Raw genomic sequence first — 16,245 nt, 5'->3', positions numbered from 1 at the left:
ATGACGTTCGGCCGCGCGATCAACCGCGGCCTGCACCGGGCCCTGACGGATGACCCCAAGGTCCTGCTCATGGGCGAGGACATCGGCGCCCTGGGCGGCGTCTTCCGCATCACGGACGGGCTGCAGGAGGAGTTCGGCCCTGAGCGCGTGGTGGACACCCCGCTCGCGGAGTCCGGGATCGTGGGCACGGCCGTGGGCCTGGCCATGCGCGGCTACCGGCCCGTCGTGGAGATCCAGTTCGACGGCTTCGTCTACCCGGCCTTCGACCAGATCGTGGCGAACCTCGCCAAGCTGCGGGCCCGCACCCAGGGCCGGGTGGCCATGCCGGTCACGATCCGCATCCCGTTCGGCGGCGGCATCGGCTCGCCGGAGCACCACTCGGAGTCGCCGGAGGCCTACTTCCTCCACACCCCGGGCCTGCGCGTGGTCTCCCCGTCCTCCCCGCAGGAGGGCCACGACATGATCCGCGCCGCCATCGCCTCGGACGACCCCGTGATCTACCTCGAGCCCAAGCGCCGCTACCACGACAAGGGCGAGGTCGACCTGGAGGCGGCCCCGCGGCCGCTGGCCACCGCGGCGGTGCTGCGCCCCGGGGCGCACGTGACGCTCGTCGCCTACGGGCCGATGGTCCGCACGGCGCTGCAGGCGGCCGAGGTGGCGGCGGAGGAGGGCGTGGAGGTCGAGCTGATCGACCTGCGCAGCCTCTCCCCGCTGGACATCGGCCTGGTCGAGTCCTCCGTGCGCCGCACGGGCCGCCTGGTGGTGGCCCACGAGGCCTCCCGCACCGGCGGCCTCGGCGCCGAGGTCGTGGCCACGGTGGCCGAACGGGCCTTCCACTGGCTCGAGGCCCCGCCCGTCCGGGTGACCGGCCTGGACATCCCGTACCCGCCCGCCAAGCTCGAGCACGTCCACCTGCCGGACCTGGACCGCGTCCTGGACGGCATCGACCGCGTGATGGGCCGGCCGAACGCGCTGGACTCCGTGGACGCCTTCGCGGCGCCGCAGACCGCCGAGCAGTTCCTCGCCGAGCACGCCGCAGGGAAGGGGGCCCGCTGATGGCCACGAAGGTCTTCCGACTGCCCGACCTGGGCGAGGGCCTCACCGAGTCCGAGGTGGTGGCCTGGCGCGTGAGCGCGGGCGACGCCGTCGCGGTGAACCAGATCCTCGCGGAGGTGGAGACGGCCAAGGCCGTCGTCGAGGTGTCCAGCCCGTTCGAGGGCACGGTCGCCGAACTGCACGCGGACGAGGGCACCACGCTCGACGTCGGCGCGCCCCTGGTGACCTTCGAGGTCGCCGCCGCCGAGGGGGAGGACGAGGCCGCCGGTCGCGTGCCCACCCTCGTGGGCTACGGCGCCGCGCCGGACTCCGGCGCCCCCGCCCGGCGCCGACGCGCCGGCCGTGGGGTCGCCCCCGCCACGGGCGAGACCGCCCCGTCCGCCCCGGAGTCGACCGCCGGCGAGCCGGCCCCCGCGGCCCCGGAGGCCGCGTCCGTCGAGACGCCCACCGCCGCGCCGACCTCGGACAGTCCCGTCGGCGAGCGTCCGCGCTCCACCCCGCCGGTGCGCCTGCTGGCCCGCCGGCTCGGCGTGGACCTGGAGACGGTCACCGGCTCCGGCGCCCACGGGGTCATCCTGCGCGAGGACGTCGAGCGCGCCGCGCAGGGCGGAGCCGCGGCGTCGCCCGCCGTGGTCGCCGGGACCTCTCCGGATGACGCCCCCGGCGCCGGCGAGGCCGCGGGAGCCGCAGGCGGGCGCACGCTCGGCGGGCGCCCGCGCGTCGAGGTGGAGCCGGTCCGCGGCGTCCGGAAGGCCACCGCGGCGGCCATGGTGCAGTCGGCGTTCACGGCGCCGCACGTCACCGAGTTCCTCACGGTGGACGTCACGGAGTCCCTCGAGCTCATCGACGAGCTGAAGCGGGACCGGGCGTTCCGGGACCTGAAGCTGACCCCCATGACGCTGGCGGCCCGCGCGTGCGTGCTGGCGATGGAGCGCACCCCGGAGGTCAACGCCCGCTGGGACGAGGCCTCCGGCAGCATCCACCGGCAGAACTTCGTGAACCTCGGGTTCGCCGCGGCCACGCCGCGCGGGCTCATGGTGCCCAACGTCAAGGACGCCCAGGGCATGGACCTGCGCGCCCTCGCGCAGGAGATCGCCGCGCTCACCGGCCGGGCCCGCGAGGGCGCCCTGACCCCGGGCGAGCTCACCGGTGGCACGTTCACGCTGACCAACGTGGGCGTGTTCGGCGTGGACACGGGCACCCCGATCATCAACCCGGGGGAGGCGGCCATCCTCTGCCTCGGCGCCGTGCGTCGTCAGCCGTGGGAGCACCGCGGTGAGATCGCCCTGCGGGACATGGTGACGCTGTCCCTGTCCTTCGACCACCGGCTCGTCGACGGCGAGCAGGGCTCCCGCTTCCTCGCGGACGTCGGGGCGCTGCTGCGCCGGCCGGGCATGACGCTCGCCCTGGTCTGACCGGCGCCCGCGGCGCAGGACGACGGCGGCCCCTCACCCCGACCGGGTGAGGGGCCGCCGTCGTCGTGCGGGGGAGGGGTCAGTCCCCGTCGAGCTCGAGGACGTGCTCGACGACGACCGCCGCGCGGGCGTTGGAGAACACCTTCTCCTCGCCGACCTTCTCGAAGCCGCGGCGGGTGAGGACCTTGATGGACCCGGCGTTGTCCTCGGGGACGTGGGCGCGGATCGGCCGGCGGGTGTGGGAGGCCAGGAACTCGTCCACGGCGGCGGTGGTCAGGCCGCGGCCCCAGAACTCGCGGGCGGTCCAGAAGGAGAGCTCGTCCACCCCGTCCACACGCGAGCACACGAGCGCGCCGGCGGCCCGGCCCTCGTGCTCGATGGTCTGCACGGTGGTGTCCGGGTCGCCCAGCAGGTGCGCCCAGTGGTAGTCGAACACGCCGCGGTCGGCGGGGTTGCGGGGCGCGAACGCGGACATGAGGTTGGCGCGCTCGTCCTGCTGGTGCAGGAAGAACTCGTCCAGGTCCGCGCTGCGGACGTCGCGGAGGGGCACGTCGATGGACCTCTCGTCGGTGGGCGGGCGCGCTCCCGTGGGGGCGCCCGGATGTGTCGGTCAGGCTACCACCGGGGCCGCCGGCCGCAGCGGGGCGGAGGCCGCCGCCCAGGCCATCGAGACCAGGGTCTGACGGCGCGCGCTGCGGTCCGACGGGGCGCGGCGGACCGAGTGCGGGGTGGAGTTGAGCAGTCCCAGCACGGCCTGCACGCGGAACACGGCGGTGGCGTGGTCCTCGTGCGGGTGCATGTGGCGCAGCTGGGCCGCCCACAGCTCGATGTACCGGCGCTGCACCCGCGCGATGGCGGTGCGGTCGGCGTCGGGCAGGGAGGACATGTCCCGGTCCTGCACGCGGATGACGTCCCGGTTGTCCACCGCGAAGTCCGTGTGGAACGCGATCAATGCGCGCAGGGACTCGGCGCCGGGAGCGAGGTCCCGGACGGCGTCGTGCCCGCCCTCGAGCAGGCCCGTGCTGGCGGTCTCCAGGATCTCCACGAGCACGGCGGCCTTGCCGGCGAAGTGGCGGTACACGGCCGGACCGCTCACTCCGGCGGCGGCCCCGATGTCCTCGAGTCGGGCCGCGTCGTACCCCCCGGCGGCGAACAGCCGGGCGGCGGCCGCCAGGAGGTCCGCCCGGCGGCGGGCCTTGGCACGCTCCCGGGCCGTGCGCGCGGGCGCGCGGCCGGGCGCGGCGGAGGTGACGGGGGCCTCGGACATGGGCCCCACTGTAGTGAGCCACCGGCGGAGCCGACCCGCGCATGGACACCTGTGACGTGGACCCCTATTGTGGCGCCTGACGATTCCGGTGAATCGCCATTCACTGAAAGGGAGGTCCGCGTGACGCTCGCATCGCAGGACAGCGCCGCCGCGGCGGCGGCCGACGACGCCCGTCCGGGCGGTCACGCCGCCGAGCACGCCCGTCTGGAGGCCGAGCTCGCCGAGCTCCTCGCCCGCACGGCCCGGGGCGGCCCCGAGCGCTCCCGCGAGCGCCACGTCGCCCGCGGCAAGCTGCTCGTGCGGGACCGGATCGACGCGCTCCTGGACGAGGGCTCACCCTTCCTCGAGGTCGGGGCGCTGGCCGCACACGGCCTGTACGACGGGGACAGCCCCGCCGCCGGCGTCGTCGCCGGGATCGGCCTGGTGCACGGGCGGCACGTGATGGTCGTGGGCAACGACGCCACCGTCAAGGGCGGCACCTACTACCCGATGACCGTCAAGAAGCACCTGCGTGCGCAGGAGATCGCCCTCGAGAACCGCCTGCCCTGCCTCTACCTCGTGGACTCCGGCGGCGCGTTCCTGCCGAAGCAGGACGAGGTCTTCCCGGACCGCGAGCACTTCGGCCGGATCTTCCGCAACCAGGCCCAGCTCTCCGCCCTCGGCATCCCGCAGATCGCCGCCGTGTGCGGCTCCTCCACCGCGGGCGGCGCCTACGTGCCCGCCATGTGCGACGAGACCGTGATCGTGCGCGAGCAGGGCACCATCTTCCTCGGCGGCCCGCCCCTGGTGAAGGCCGCGATCGGCGAGGACGTCACCCCCGAGGACCTCGGCGGCGGCGTCCTGCACACCGAGCAGTCGGGCGTGGCGGACCACCTGGCCGACGACGACGTCCACGCCATGCAGATCCTCCGGGACATCGTGGCGACCCTGCCCGCCCCGCAGGGCCCGGCCTGGACGGTGGCGCCGGCCGTGGAGCCCGCCGTGGACCCGGCGACGCTGACCGAGGTGGTGCCGGCCGACGTCGCCACCCCGTACGACGTGCGCGAGGTGATCGACCGGATCGTGGACGGCGGCTCCGTGCACGAGTTCAAGGCCCGCTACGGGACCACGCTGGTCACCGCGTTCGCGCGGGTCGACGGGCACCCCGTGGGGATCCTGGCGAACAACGGCATCCTGTTCGGCGACTCCGCACGCAAGGGCGCCCACTTCATCGAGCTGTGCGACCAGCGGGGGATCCCGCTGCTGTTCCTGCAGAACATCTCCGGGTTCATGGTGGGCCGGGACGCCGAGTCCGGCGGCATCGCCCGGGACGGGGCCAAGATGGTCACCGCCGTGGCCACCACGCGCGTGCCCAAGCTGACCGTGGTGGTCGGCGGCTCCTTCGGCGCCGGCAACTACGCCATGTGCGGCCGCGCGTACTCCCCGCGCTTCCTGTGGATGTGGCCGCACGCCCGCATCTCCGTCATGGGCGGCCCGCAGGCGGCCTCCGTCCTCACCCAGATCAAGCAGGACCAGATCGTCGCCGGCGGAGGCACCCCCCTGACCCCCGAGCAGGTCGAGGAGGCCGCCGCGCCCATCCGCGCCCAGTACGAGGACCAGGGCAACCCCCTGTACTCCACCGCCCGCCTCTGGGACGACGGGATCATCACGCCGGGGGACACCCGCCGCGTGCTCGCCCTCGCGCTCGACGTCGTCTCCCGAGCCCCGCTGCCGGAGCCCCGCTTCGGCCTGTTCCGGATGTGAGCCCCGCCGTGATCGCACCCCTCTTCGACACCGTCCTCGTGGCCAACCGCGGCGAGATCGCCGTGCGGGTCATCTGCACCCTGCGCCGCCTCGGCATCCGCTCGGTGGCCGTGTACTCCGACGCCGACGACGACGCCCGCCACGTGCGCGAGGCCGACCTCGCCGTGCGTCTCGGCCCCGCCCCCGCCCGCGAGTCCTACCTGGACATCGACGCGGTGGTGCGCGCCGCCGTCGACACCGGCGCCCAGGCCGTGCACCCCGGCTACGGGTTCCTCTCCGAGAACGCGGACTTCGCGCGCGCTCTCGAGGCGGCCGGCGTCGTGTTCGTGGGCCCGTCCGTGGCGTCCCTGGACGCGATGGCGGACAAGATCCGCGCGAAGGAGACCGTGTCCGCCCGGGGCGTGCCGGTGGTGCCGGGCATCGCCGATCCCACGCTGACCGACGAGCAGATCCTGGCCGAGGCCGAGCGCGTGGGCTTCCCGCTGCTGATCAAGCCCTCCGCGGGCGGCGGCGGCAAGGGCATGGTGGCCGTGCACGCCGCGGACGAGCTCCCGGCCGCGCTGGCCTCGGCCCGCCGCACCGCCCGCTCCGCGTTCGGGGACGACACGCTCCTGCTCGAGCGGCTCATCACGGCCCCGCGCCACATCGAGGTGCAGGTCTTCGCGGACACCCACGGGCACACCGTGCACCTGGGGGAGCGGGAGTGCTCCCTGCAGCGCCGCCACCAGAAGGTGATCGAGGAGGCCCCCGCGCCCCTGCTCACCGGACTGGCGCACGGTGCGGAGCTGCGCGAGCGGCTCGGGAAGGCCGCGGTGGACGCCGCAGAGTCCGTGGGCTACGTGGGTGCCGGCACCGTGGAGTTCCTCGTCTCGGACGAGAACCCGGACGAGTTCTTCTTCATAGAGATGAACACCCGCCTGCAGGTGGAGCACCCCGTCTCCGAGGAGGTCGTGCGCGTGCGCGGCGAGGACCTGGACTTCGTCGAGCTGCAGCTGCGGATCGCCGCCGGCCAGGCGCTCGGTTTCGCGCAGCAGGACGTGACCCTGGAGGGTGCCGCCGTCGAGGCCCGCGTGTACGCCGAGGACCCGGCGAACGGCTTCCTGCCCGACGCCGGGCCCGTGCTGCTGTGGGAGCCGCCCCAGGGGGAGGGCGTGCGGGTGGACACCCTGCTGTTCCCGCCCGCCCCCGACGGCGACGCCCCCGCCCAGCCCGCGGTCACCGGCCACTACGACCCCATGATCGCCAAGGTCATCGCCCGCGGTGAGGATCGCGCGCAGGCCCTCGACCGCCTCGACGCCGCGCTCGCGGAGACCGTCCTGTTCGGCGTCCGCTCCAACCTCGGCTGGCTGCGGCACCTCGCCGCCCGCGACGACGTCCGGGCCGGCCACCTGACGACCTCCCTGATCGACGAGGCGCCCGCGTGGGAGGCCCCGGCCCCCGGCGTGGAGGTGTGGGACGCCGCCGGCCGCGCCTTCGCTCCGGGCCCCTTCACCTCCTCGCTCACGATCCACGGGATCGACGAGGCGGCTGCGGCCGCGGCCGGCCTCCAGGCGCGGCCCGCCGGTGCGTGGCACCGCCAGGACGCCTGGCGCGCCGCCGGCGCCCCCGCCCCCGCGCTGCCGCTGCGCTGGGAGGACCTCTCCGTGCTGTGGCGCGGGTCCGGGTCGGTGGGCCCGGAGGGCTCGCCGACCACGCTGGACGAGGCGGAGCCCGCAGACGTGGGCGGCCGGTGGCTCCGCCACCCCTCGGACCCGGACGCCGTCTGGATCCACCACGACGGCGCCACCTGTCGCGTCGAGCGCCTGTCCCGTGCCGAGCGCGTGGCGGCGTCCCGCGCCGCGGCCGCCGCGCGTCGAGCCCCGGCCGGCGGCGGCTCCCCCGAGGCCCGCGCGCCCATGCCTGGCACGGTCGTGGCCGTGTCCGTGGCCACCGGGGAGCACGTCGAGGCCGGCGCCGAGCTCGCCGTCGTCGAGGCCATGAAGATGGAGCACCCCGTCACCGCTGGCGTCGCCGGCACCGTCACCGTCCACGTGGGCGTCGGCGACGCCGTCGCCGCCCGCTCCCTGATCGCCGTCGTCGACCCCGACGACGCCCCCGAGCATGCCACTGAAGGAGACCTCGCATGAGCATCGCCCACCGCACCCTGCCCGTCCTCGAGGAGGACTACCAGCTGCTCTCGGACACCGTCCGCGAGTTCGCCGACGAGGTCGTCGCCCCCGTCTCGGCCGAGCTGGACGCGAAGCACGAGTTCCCGTACGAGATCGTGGCCCAGATGGGGGAGATGGGCCTGTTCGGCCTGCCCTTCCCGGAGGAGTTCGGCGGCATGGGCGGGGACTACTTCGCCCTGTCCCTCGCGCTCGAGCAGCTGGCCCGCGTGAACCAGTCCGTGGCCATCACCCTCGAGGCCGGCGTCTCCCTCGGCGCCATGCCGATCCTCAAGTTCGGCACCCAGGAGCAGAAGGAGCGCTGGCTGCCCTCCCTGGCCGCGGGGGAGGCCCTGGCCGGCTTCGGCCTCACCGAGCCGGGCGCCGGCTCCGACGCCGGCAGCACCCAGACCACCGCGCGCCTCGAGGACGGGTCCTGGCGGGTCAACGGCGCCAAGGAGTTCATCACCAACTCCGGCACGGACATCACGCGGTTCGTCACCGTCACCGCGGTCACCGGCCAGGTGGAGGGGAAGACCGGCCCGGACGGCCGCCCCGCCAAGGAGATCTCCACGATCATCGTCCCCTCGGACACCCCCGGTTTCACGGTGGGCAAGGCCTACGACAAGGTCGGCTGGAACTCGTCGGACACCCACCCGCTGCACTTCAAGGACGCGATGGTCCCCGAGGAGAACCTGCTCGGCACCCGCGGCCTCGGCTACGCGAACTTCCTGTCCATCCTGGACGAGGGGCGCATCGCCATCGCGGCCCTGGCCACCGGCGCCGCCCAGGGCTGCGTGGACGCGTGCATCGCCTACGCGAAGCAGCGCACCTCCTTCGGCTCCCCGATCGCGAGCTTCCAGGCCGTGTCCTTCAAGATCGCCCGCATGCAGGCCCGCGCGCACGCCGCGCGCCTGGCCTACTACGAGGCGGCGCAGAAGATGCTCGCCGGCAAGCCGTTCAAGACCGAGGCCGCCCTGGCCAAGCTCATCTCCGGCGAGGCCGCCATGGACAACGCCCGCGACGCCACGCAGGTGTTCGGCGGCTACGGGTTCGTGAACGAGTCCCTCGTGGCCCGCCACTACCGCGACTCCAAGATCCTCGAGGTCGGCGAGGGCACCACCGAGGTGCAGCTCATGCTGATCGCGCGCGAGCTGGGGCTCTGAGCCGATGGTAGAGCCGATCGTCCAGCGCGGCCGCTACGCCGACGAGCTCGAGGTCGGGCAGGTGTACGTCCACCGCCCGGGGCGCACGCTCACCGAGGCGGACAACGTCGCGTTCACCACGCTCACCATGAACACCCAGGCGCTCCACCTGGACCACGCGTTCGCCGCGACGCAGACCTTCGGGCGCCCGTTGATGAACTCCATGCTCACCCTGTCCACCATGGTGGGCCAGTCCGTGGGGCAGCTGACCCAGGGCACGCTCGTGGCCCAGCTGGGTCTGGGGGAGATCGCCTTCCCCGCGCCCGTGTTCCACGGCGACACGCTCACCACCTCCACCGAGGTCGTCTCGATCCGGGAGTCCTCCTCGCGGCCGGGTCAGCGGATCGTGGTGTTCGCCCACACCGGGACCAACCAGGACGGCACGGTGGTGGCCCGCGCGCAGCGCACGTGCCTGATGTGGACCGCCGCCGCCCACCGGGAGGCGGGCGCATGAGCGCCGGGGCGCGCCTGGCGCACGGGCCGGCCGTGATGTTCACGCCCGCGGACCGGCCGGAGCGGTTCGCCGGCGGGCTGGCGAAGGCCGACGCCGTCATCCTCGACCTCGAGGACGCCGTCACCCCCGACGCGCGGCCGGCCGCCCGCCGCGCCGTGGCCGAGGCCTGGGCCACGCGTGAGGTCACCGGGCTGGACCCGGAACGCGTGCTCGTGCGCGTGAACCCCGCGGGCACCGCCGACCACGAGGCGGACCTGGCCGCGCTCGTCGAGACCGGCTGGCGCACCCTCATGCTCGCCAAGGCGGAGGACCCCGCCCAGGTGGACGGGATCGTCGCGGCCCTGGGGGAGGACGTGCGCGTGGCCGCCCTGTGCGAGACCGCCGCGGGGGTCCTCGCGGCGCCCGCGCTCGCGGCGCACCCGCACGTCGGCGCGCTGATGTGGGGGGCGGAGGACCTCGTCGCCTCGATGGGCGGGACGTCCTCGCGGCACGCCGACGGCGGCTATCGGGAACCGGTGCGCCACGCGCGCTCGGCCGTCCTGCTCGCCGCGGCGGCCCACGGCGTGGCCGCCTGGGACGCGGTCTTCCTGGATCTCGCGGACCGCGACGGCCTCGCGGCCGAGGCCGAGGACGCCGCCGCCCTCGGGTGCACCGCCACCGTGTGCCTGCATCCGCAGCAGGTATCGGTGGTGCGGTCTGCATACATGCCGGCGCCGGAGACGGTCGCGCGTGCCCGCCGGATCCTGGCGGCAGCGCGGGGTCGGCACGGCGCCTTCGCGCTGGACGGTGCGATGGTGGATGAAGTGGTGCTCGCGCAGGCGCGGGCGGTTCTGGCGCGGGCGGAGCGAATCGGCGACGCGCCGCCCTCGTGAGGGCACGGGGCACGGTGAGAGCGGAACGTCATACAGCCGTCATGCAGAGACGTGTATACATTTCCGCTTGACCCCGGGTCCCCCGAGGGCCCAGAGTGTGGTGAGCGCCACTGTGATCCCGGTCACGGCGTCCCCGCACCCACCCACCGGAGGCACCCATGTCATCCACCGAGCACGCTCCGCCGTCGTCGCCGACGGCCGAGCAGTTCCGCGCCGCACAGCGCTCCGAGGAGTTCGGCGAGCTCCGCCGCACCCACCGCTCCTTCGCCTTCCCCATGACCGTCGCGTTCTTCGTCTGGTACCTGCTGTTCGTGATCATGGGGGCGTTCTTCCCCCAGGTCATGGCGATCCGGGTGTACGACAACATCACGCTCGGGCTGGTGCTCGGGCTGCTCCAGTTCGTCACCACGTTCGCCATCACCTTCGCCTACGTTCGCTTCTCCAACCGCGTCCTCGACCCCCGCGCCACCGCGCTGCGTGAGCGCCTCGAGCGTGAGGCCGTCACCGGCCCCGAGACCCCGGAGGCCACCCGATGAACGTCGCGACGCCCCTGCTCCAGACCACGGCCACGGTGGGCAACCCCCTGGTCAACATCGGCATCTTCGTCGCCTTCGTGGTGGTCACCCTCGTGATCGTGATCCGCGCGTCGAAGACCAGCAACTCCTCCGCCGACTACTACGCCGGCGGCCGCGGCTTCTCCGGCACCCAGAACGGCACCGCCATCGCCGGCGACTACCTCTCCGCGGCCTCGTTCCTCGGCATCGTGGGCGCCATCGCCCTCTACGGCTACGACGGCTTCCTGTACTCGATCGGCTTCCTCGTGGCCTGGCTCGTCGCCCTGCTGCTCGTGGCCGAGCTGCTGCGCAACACCGGCCGGTTCACCATGGCCGACGTGCTCTCCTTCCGCCTGCGCCAGAGGCCGGTGCGCATCGCGGCGGCCTTCGGCACCATGGCCGTCTGCCTCTTCTACCTGCTGGCCCAGATGGCCGGCGCCGGCGGTCTCGTGGCCCTCCTGCTCAACATCACGGACGCGGCCGGCCAGGCGCTCGTGATCGTCGTCGTCGGCGTGCTCATGATCGTGTACGTGCTGATCGGCGGCATGAAGGGCACCACCTACGTCCAGATCATCAAGGCGATCCTGCTGATCGCCGCCGCGGCCGTCATGACCGTGTGGTCGCTGGCGCTGTTCGGCTTCGACTTCAACGGCATGCTGGGCGCCGCCGTGGACATCCACCCCAAGGGTGAGGCGATCCTCGAGCCCGGTCTGCAGTACGGCAAGAACTTCACCACGCGCCTGGACTTCCTGTCCCTCGGCCTGGCCCTCGTGCTCGGCACGGCCGGCCTGCCGCACGTGCTGATGCGCTTCTACACCGTGCCCACGGCCAAGGAGGCCCGCAAGTCGGTGGTGTGGGCGATCGTGCTCATCGGCGCGTTCTACCTCTTCACCCTCGTGCTCGGCACCGGCGCCGGCGCGCTGATCGGCCCCGAGCGCATCCTCGCGGCTCCCGGCGGCGTCAACTCGGCCGCTCCGCTGCTGGCCTTCGAGCTCGGCGGCTCCATTCTGCTGGGCCTGGTCTCCGCGGTGGCGTTCGCCACCATCCTCGCGGTGGTCGCGGGCCTGGCCATCACGGCGGCGGCGTCCTTCGCCCACGACGTGTACGGCTCGGTGATCGCGAAGAAGCCGCTCACCCCGCAGGAGGAGGTCCGCATCGGCAAGATCACCGTGGTGGTCATCGGCGTCCTCGCGATCGTCGGCGGCATCGCCGCGCAGGGCCAGAACGTCGCGTTCCTCGTGGCCCTCGCCTTCGCGGTGGCGGCCTCGGCGAACCTGCCGACCATCCTGTACTCGCTGTTCTGGAAAGGCTTCACCACGCGCGGCGCGGTGTGGTCCATGTACGGCGGCCTGATCTCCGCGATCGTCCTGATCGTCTTCTCCCCGGTGATGTCCGGGGCGGAGACCTCCATGATCCCGGGCGCCGACTTCGCGCTCTTCCCGCTGAAGAACCCGGGCATCGTGTCCATCCCGCTGGCCTTCCTCCTCGGCTGGCTGGGCTCCGTGACCTCCAAGGAGGCCGAGGACCCGGACAAGCAGGCGGAGATGGAGGTGCGCTCGCTCACCGGCGTCGGCGCCGAGAAGCCGGTCCAGCACTGATCCCGGCGCGTCCGTGACCGGACGCCCGACGACGGGCCCGCCCGTCCCGCCCCCACCGGCGGGACCGGCGGGCCCTCGCCGTCCCCGCCGCCGTGCCCCCCGGCGGGCGTCCAGGGCGCGCTGGCATGATGGCCCGGTGACCCACGGATCCCTCACCGACTTCACGCATCCCCGCCACGCCGCCGCGCCCGACGCCGACCCGGATCGGACGCCCCGCCGCGTCGCCCTGATCGGCTCGACCGGCTCGATCGGCACCCAGGGCCTGGACGTCATCGCCCGGTCCCCGGAGCGGTTCCGCGCCGTGGCCCTGGCCGGCGGCACGAACACCGCCCTGCTCGCGGAGCAGGCGGTGCGGTTCGGCGTCGAGGCGGTCGGCTCGGCCGCGGCCACGCCGGAGCAGCTGCGCACCGCCCTGGCCGACGCCGCCGCACGTCTGGACCGGCCGGACCCCCGCCCGCACGTGTTCACCGGCCCCGAGGCGGCCACGGAGATCGCCGCGTGGTCCGGCGCGGACACCGTGCTCAACGGCATCACCGGCTCGATCGGCCTGCGCCCCACCCTCGCCGCGCTCGCCGCCGGCCACCGGCTCGCCCTGGCCAACAAGGAGTCCCTCATCGTGGGCGGCGCCCTCGTGAAGGCCGCCGCGGCCCCCGGACAGCTGGTGCCCGTGGACTCGGAGCACTCCGCGCTCGCCCAGGCCCTGCGCGGCGGCACCGCGGAGGAGGTCCGCCGCCTCGTGCTCACCGCCTCCGGCGGACCGTTCCGCGGGTGCTCGCCCGCGCGGCTGCGCGAGGTCACCCCCGCCGAGGCCCTCGCCCACCCCACATGGGACATGGGCCGGGTGGTGACCACCAACTCGGCGTCCCTCGTGAACAAGGCCCTCGAGGTGGTGGAGGCGCACCTGCTCTTCGACGTCCCGCTCGAGCGGATCGACGTGGTGGTCCACCCCCAGTCCGTCGTCCACTCCATGGTGGAGTTCACGGACGGCTCCACCCTCGCGCAGGCCTCCCCGCCGGACATGCGCCTGCCGATCGCGCTCGGCCTCGGCTGGCCCGAGCGTGTGCCCGACGCCGCCCCCGGCTGCGACTGGACGCAGGCGGCCACCTGGACCTTCGAGCCCCTCGACGAGGAGGCGTTCCCCGCCGTCGCGCTGGCCAAGGAGGCCGCCGGCGCCTCGGCCACGCACATGGCCGTGTTCAACGCCGCCAACGAGGAGGCCGTGGACGCCTTCCACGACGGCGCGATCCGCTTCGACCGGATCCTCGGGACCGTGCGCGCGGTCCTGGGGGAGTACCGGCCCGAGGACGTCCTCGCCGCGGCCGGCCAGGACCCGGACGACCTCACGGTGGAGGCCGTGCTGGCCGCCGAGGACTGGGCCCGCCGCGCCGCGCGTGCCCGCTGGTGAGCCCCGTGGACGCCCTCTGGTCCGTGGCCGGCGTGCTCGTCGTCGCCCTCGGTCTCGCCCTGTCCATCGCCCTCCACGAGGTGGGGCACCTGGTCCCCGCCAAGGCCTTCGGGGTGCGCGTGACGCAGTACATGGTGGGGTTCGGCCCCACGGTGGCCTCGTGGCGGCGCGGGGAGACCGAGTACGGGGTCAAGGCGGTCCCGCTGGGCGGCTACGTCGCCATGGTGGGCATGCTCCCGCCCCCGAAGGGCGGGACGGTGGCGCGCACCGGGTCCACCGGCGTGCTCGCCCGGGCCGGACGCATGGCCGACGACGCCCGGGCCCAGGCGGCCGCCGAGCTGACGGCCGCCGACGAGGGCCGGCAGTTCATCCAGCTGCCGGTGTGGCAGCGGGTGGTGATCATGCTGGGCGGCCCGTTCATGAACCTGCTGATCGCCCTCGCCCTCACCGGCGTCCTGGTGAGCGCGTTCGGCGTCTCCCAGCCCTCCACGACGGCGGCCGAGGTGTACCGGTGCGTGGTCTCCGCCCCGGACCGACAGGCCCGTGAGGCCGCCGGGGAGGATCCGGGCGCCTGCCGGGAGGACGACCCGGTGGCCCCCGCCTACGAGGCGGGTCTGCGTCCGGGGGACACCGTGGTGTCCTTCGCCGGGCAGGAGATCCGGACGTGGGACCAGCTCTCCGCCGCGATCCGCGAGCGGGCGGGGCAGCCGACCCCGATCGCGTGGGAGCGGGAGGGGGAGCGCATCGAGTCGACCCTCACCCCGCGCCTCACGGAGCGCCCCGTGACGGACGCCCTGGGCGTCCCCGAGCGCGCCGCGGACGGCGGGGTCCGCACGGAGCCGGTCGGGTTCATCGGCCTCGGCTCGCAGCAGGAGACGGTGCGACTGCCGGCGTGGGAGGCCGTCCCCACCGTGGGCCGGCAGATCGCCGCCGTGGCGGACGTGATCCTGGTCCTGCCGCAGCGGCTGTGGGACACCGCCGTCGCCGTGGTGACCCCCGCTGAGCGGGACCCGAACGGGCCAATGTCCGTAGTGGGCGTCGGCCGGATCGCCGGGGAGGCCGCCGCCCTGGACTCCGTGGCGCTCGCGGACAAGGCGGCCCTGATGCTCTCGCTGGTGGCGGGGGTCAACGTGGCGCTCATGGTGTTCAACCTCATACCGCTGCTCCCGCTGGACGGCGGCCACGTGGCCGGAGCCCTCTACGAGGGGCTGCGCCGGTGGTGGGCGCGCCTGCGGGGTCGTCCGGATCCGGGGCCGTTCGACCTGGCCGTGATGCTGCCGCTGACGTACGCAGTGGGTGCGCTCATGCTGGGCATGGGAGTGCTGCTGATCGTGGCGGACGTGGTGGAGCCGGTGCGCCTGTTCTGAGTGCGCGGCGGGGCGACGGGGCGACGGGCCCCGGCGGCCCGCCCGATGACGGACCGTGACCGAGTCGTGACCTGCGTGCCATAGGTTTGGCTCATGTCATCATCGCCTTCCCTGCGTCCACGGGTCCCTGCCCTCTCCCGCCGATCGGCCCTGCTGGGCCTGGGCGGCCTGACCGCCGCGCTCGTGGGCTGCGGCGCGCAGGAGGAGTCCGCGGTGAAGGCGGGCCCGTCGGACGGCTCCGCTCCCTCCACGTCGGTGGGCTCCACCACGTCCACCTCCCCGCTGCCGACGGCCACGGCGACCCCCACCCCCGCGCAGGCCGAGCTGCCCGGCGGTGGCCGCCAGATGTTCCCCGCACGGCGACTGGTGGCCCTCTACGGCACTCCCGGGGTGCCCCAGCTGGGCGTGCTCGGCGAGCAGGACCTGCAGGCGAGCATCGAGCGGGCCAAGGACCTCGCGGCCTCCTACCAGCCCTTCTCTGAGGAGCCGGTGCAGCCGGCGTTCGAGATGATCACCACCATGGCCACCGCCGACCCCGGCCCGCAGGGGGCGTACTCGCGGCCGGTGGACAGGGAGCGGCTGGAGGAGTGGGTCACCGGGGCGGGCGAAGCCGGCGTCCACGTGGTGCTGGACCTGCAGACCGGGTTCGAGGACTTCCTCACCCAGGCCAAGCGCATCGAGGACCTGCTCGTCCAGCCCCATGTGGGCCTCGCCCTGGACCCGGAGTGGCGTCTGCGACCGGGCCAGAAGCACATGCGGGACATCGGCCAGGTCACCGCCGCCGAGGTCAACGCCACGAGCGCGTGGCTGGCGGACCTCGTGGCCCGCGAGTCGCTCCCGGAGAAGGTGTTCATGCTCCACCAGTTCCGGCTGACCATGATCGAGCAGCGCGAGCAGATCGTGGACCGCGAGGGGCTCGCGTTCGTCCTGCACGCGGACGGCCACGGCCATCCCGAAATGAAGTTCAACACCTGGGAGTGGCTCCTCAAGGAGCTGCCGGAGCACTTCTCCATGGGCTGGAAGAACTTCATCGACGAGGACACCCCCACGTTCACCCCCCAGGAGACCTTCGAGGTCGAGCCCAAGCCCTGGTTCGTGTCCTACCAGTGAGACCGACGCCGGGGGCCCGCCTGTGGGGGTGTGGCCCCCGGCGCCTAGACTGGGC

At 74.0% G+C, this 16,245-nt stretch carries 14 protein-coding genes; 12 read left to right on the top strand and 2 right to left on the bottom strand.

Annotated features, from left to right (window positions below):
* Both BJ976_RS07670 and BJ976_RS07665 read left to right on the top strand, forming a co-directional pair.
* Complete coding sequence (locus BJ976_RS07670; protein WP_167736896.1) at positions 1 to 1,056, top strand: alpha-ketoacid dehydrogenase subunit beta; 1,056 nt, start codon at positions 1 to 3, stop codon at positions 1,054 to 1,056.
* A complete protein-coding gene (locus tag BJ976_RS07665; protein WP_135028443.1) occupies positions 1,056 to 2,471 on the top strand; it encodes a dihydrolipoamide acetyltransferase family protein in 1,416 nt (471 codons plus the stop codon). The genes BJ976_RS07670 and BJ976_RS07665 overlap by 1 nt, the downstream gene beginning before the upstream one ends.
* Before the next feature lie 79 nt (positions 2,472 to 2,550).
* On the opposite strand, the gene BJ976_RS07660 is transcribed toward BJ976_RS07665, so the two are convergent.
* Both BJ976_RS07660 and BJ976_RS07655 read right to left on the bottom strand, forming a co-directional pair.
* The gene (locus BJ976_RS07660) at positions 2,551 to 3,021 is read right to left on the bottom strand and encodes a GNAT family N-acetyltransferase (RefSeq protein WP_135028441.1); all 471 of its coding nucleotides are present in this window, start codon (positions 3,019 to 3,021) and stop codon (positions 2,551 to 2,553) included.
* A 60-nt stretch (positions 3,022 to 3,081) separates the two neighbouring features.
* Entirely contained in the window at positions 3,082 to 3,738 is a 657-nt protein-coding gene (locus BJ976_RS07655; RefSeq protein WP_135028439.1) for a TetR/AcrR family transcriptional regulator, read from the bottom strand.
* A gap of 120 nt (positions 3,739 to 3,858) precedes the next feature.
* On the opposite strand from BJ976_RS07655, the gene BJ976_RS07650 reads away from it, so the two are divergent.
* From BJ976_RS07650 to BJ976_RS07605, 10 genes are all read left to right on the top strand, one after another.
* On the top strand, positions 3,859 to 5,481 hold the full coding sequence (locus BJ976_RS07650; RefSeq protein ID WP_135028437.1) for a carboxyl transferase domain-containing protein: 1,623 nt from the start codon (positions 3,859 to 3,861) through the stop codon (positions 5,479 to 5,481).
* Positions 5,482 to 5,489: 8 nt separating this feature from the next.
* Positions 5,490 to 7,607 (top strand): acetyl/propionyl/methylcrotonyl-CoA carboxylase subunit alpha, encoded by a 2,118-nt coding sequence (locus BJ976_RS07645; protein ID WP_229667136.1) that lies wholly within the window; start codon positions 5,490 to 5,492, stop codon positions 7,605 to 7,607.
* Positions 7,604 to 8,791 (top strand): acyl-CoA dehydrogenase family protein, encoded by a 1,188-nt coding sequence (locus BJ976_RS07640; protein WP_135028435.1) that lies wholly within the window; start codon positions 7,604 to 7,606, stop codon positions 8,789 to 8,791. Before BJ976_RS07645 ends, BJ976_RS07640 begins: the two co-directional genes overlap by 4 nt.
* A 4-nt stretch (positions 8,792 to 8,795) precedes the next feature.
* A complete protein-coding gene (locus BJ976_RS07635) occupies positions 8,796 to 9,284 on the top strand; it encodes a MaoC family dehydratase (protein WP_135028433.1) in 489 nt (162 codons plus the stop codon).
* A complete protein-coding gene (locus BJ976_RS07630) occupies positions 9,281 to 10,156 on the top strand; it encodes an HpcH/HpaI aldolase/citrate lyase family protein (protein ID WP_135028431.1) in 876 nt (291 codons plus the stop codon). Before BJ976_RS07635 ends, BJ976_RS07630 begins: the two co-directional genes overlap by 4 nt.
* 158 nt (positions 10,157 to 10,314) lie before the next feature.
* Positions 10,315 to 10,692, top strand: a complete 378-nt coding sequence (locus BJ976_RS07625) for a DUF485 domain-containing protein (RefSeq protein WP_135028429.1) — start codon at positions 10,315 to 10,317, stop codon at positions 10,690 to 10,692.
* Entirely contained in the window at positions 10,689 to 12,308 is a 1,620-nt protein-coding gene (locus tag BJ976_RS07620; protein WP_135028427.1) for a monocarboxylic acid transporter, read from the top strand. Before BJ976_RS07625 ends, BJ976_RS07620 begins: the two co-directional genes overlap by 4 nt.
* A gap of 136 nt (positions 12,309 to 12,444) precedes the next feature.
* Positions 12,445 to 13,713, top strand: coding sequence for a 1-deoxy-D-xylulose-5-phosphate reductoisomerase (gene dxr, locus BJ976_RS07615; protein WP_135028425.1), 1,269 nt, complete (start codon positions 12,445 to 12,447; stop codon positions 13,711 to 13,713).
* Entirely contained in the window at positions 13,710 to 15,080 is a 1,371-nt protein-coding gene (locus BJ976_RS07610; RefSeq protein ID WP_135028423.1) for a M50 family metallopeptidase, read from the top strand. The genes dxr and BJ976_RS07610 overlap by 4 nt, the downstream gene beginning before the upstream one ends.
* A gap of 93 nt (positions 15,081 to 15,173) precedes the next feature.
* Positions 15,174 to 16,190 carry a hypothetical protein gene (locus tag BJ976_RS07605; protein WP_135028421.1) on the top strand — a complete coding sequence of 339 codons (1,017 nt, stop codon included), beginning with the start codon at positions 15,174 to 15,176 and terminating at the stop codon, positions 16,188 to 16,190.
* Positions 16,191 to 16,245: the final 55 nt, after the last annotated feature.

It is taken from the genome of Micrococcus flavus, assembly GCF_014204815.1.
In the GTDB taxonomy this organism is placed as follows: Bacteria; Actinomycetota; Actinomycetes; order Actinomycetales; family Micrococcaceae; genus Micrococcus; species Micrococcus flavus.
Note: the sequence above shows the minus strand (reverse complement) of the source record. Positions and strands in the feature narration are given on the sequence as shown.

Excerpts from the sequence above, each read along its gene's own strand:
- BJ976_RS07655 (WP_135028439.1), bottom strand. The coding sequence starts at position 3,738 with ATGTCCGAGGCCCCCGTCACCTCCGCCGCGCCCGGCCGCGCGCCCGCG.
- BJ976_RS07625 (WP_135028429.1), top strand. The coding sequence starts at position 10,315 with ATGTCATCCACCGAGCACGCTCCGCCGTCGTCGCCGACGGCCGAGCAG.
- BJ976_RS07670 (WP_167736896.1), top strand. The coding sequence starts at position 1 with ATGACGTTCGGCCGCGCGATCAACCGCGGCCTGCACCGGGCCCTGACG.
- BJ976_RS07635 (WP_135028433.1), top strand. The coding sequence starts at position 8,796 with ATGGTAGAGCCGATCGTCCAGCGCGGCCGCTACGCCGACGAGCTCGAG.
- BJ976_RS07620 (WP_135028427.1), top strand. The coding sequence starts at position 10,689 with ATGAACGTCGCGACGCCCCTGCTCCAGACCACGGCCACGGTGGGCAAC.
- BJ976_RS07630 (WP_135028431.1), top strand. The coding sequence starts at position 9,281 with ATGAGCGCCGGGGCGCGCCTGGCGCACGGGCCGGCCGTGATGTTCACG.
- BJ976_RS07665 (WP_135028443.1), top strand. The coding sequence starts at position 1,056 with ATGGCCACGAAGGTCTTCCGACTGCCCGACCTGGGCGAGGGCCTCACC.
- BJ976_RS07640 (WP_135028435.1), top strand. The coding sequence starts at position 7,604 with ATGAGCATCGCCCACCGCACCCTGCCCGTCCTCGAGGAGGACTACCAG.
- BJ976_RS07605 (WP_135028421.1), top strand. The coding sequence starts at position 15,174 with ATGTCATCATCGCCTTCCCTGCGTCCACGGGTCCCTGCCCTCTCCCGC.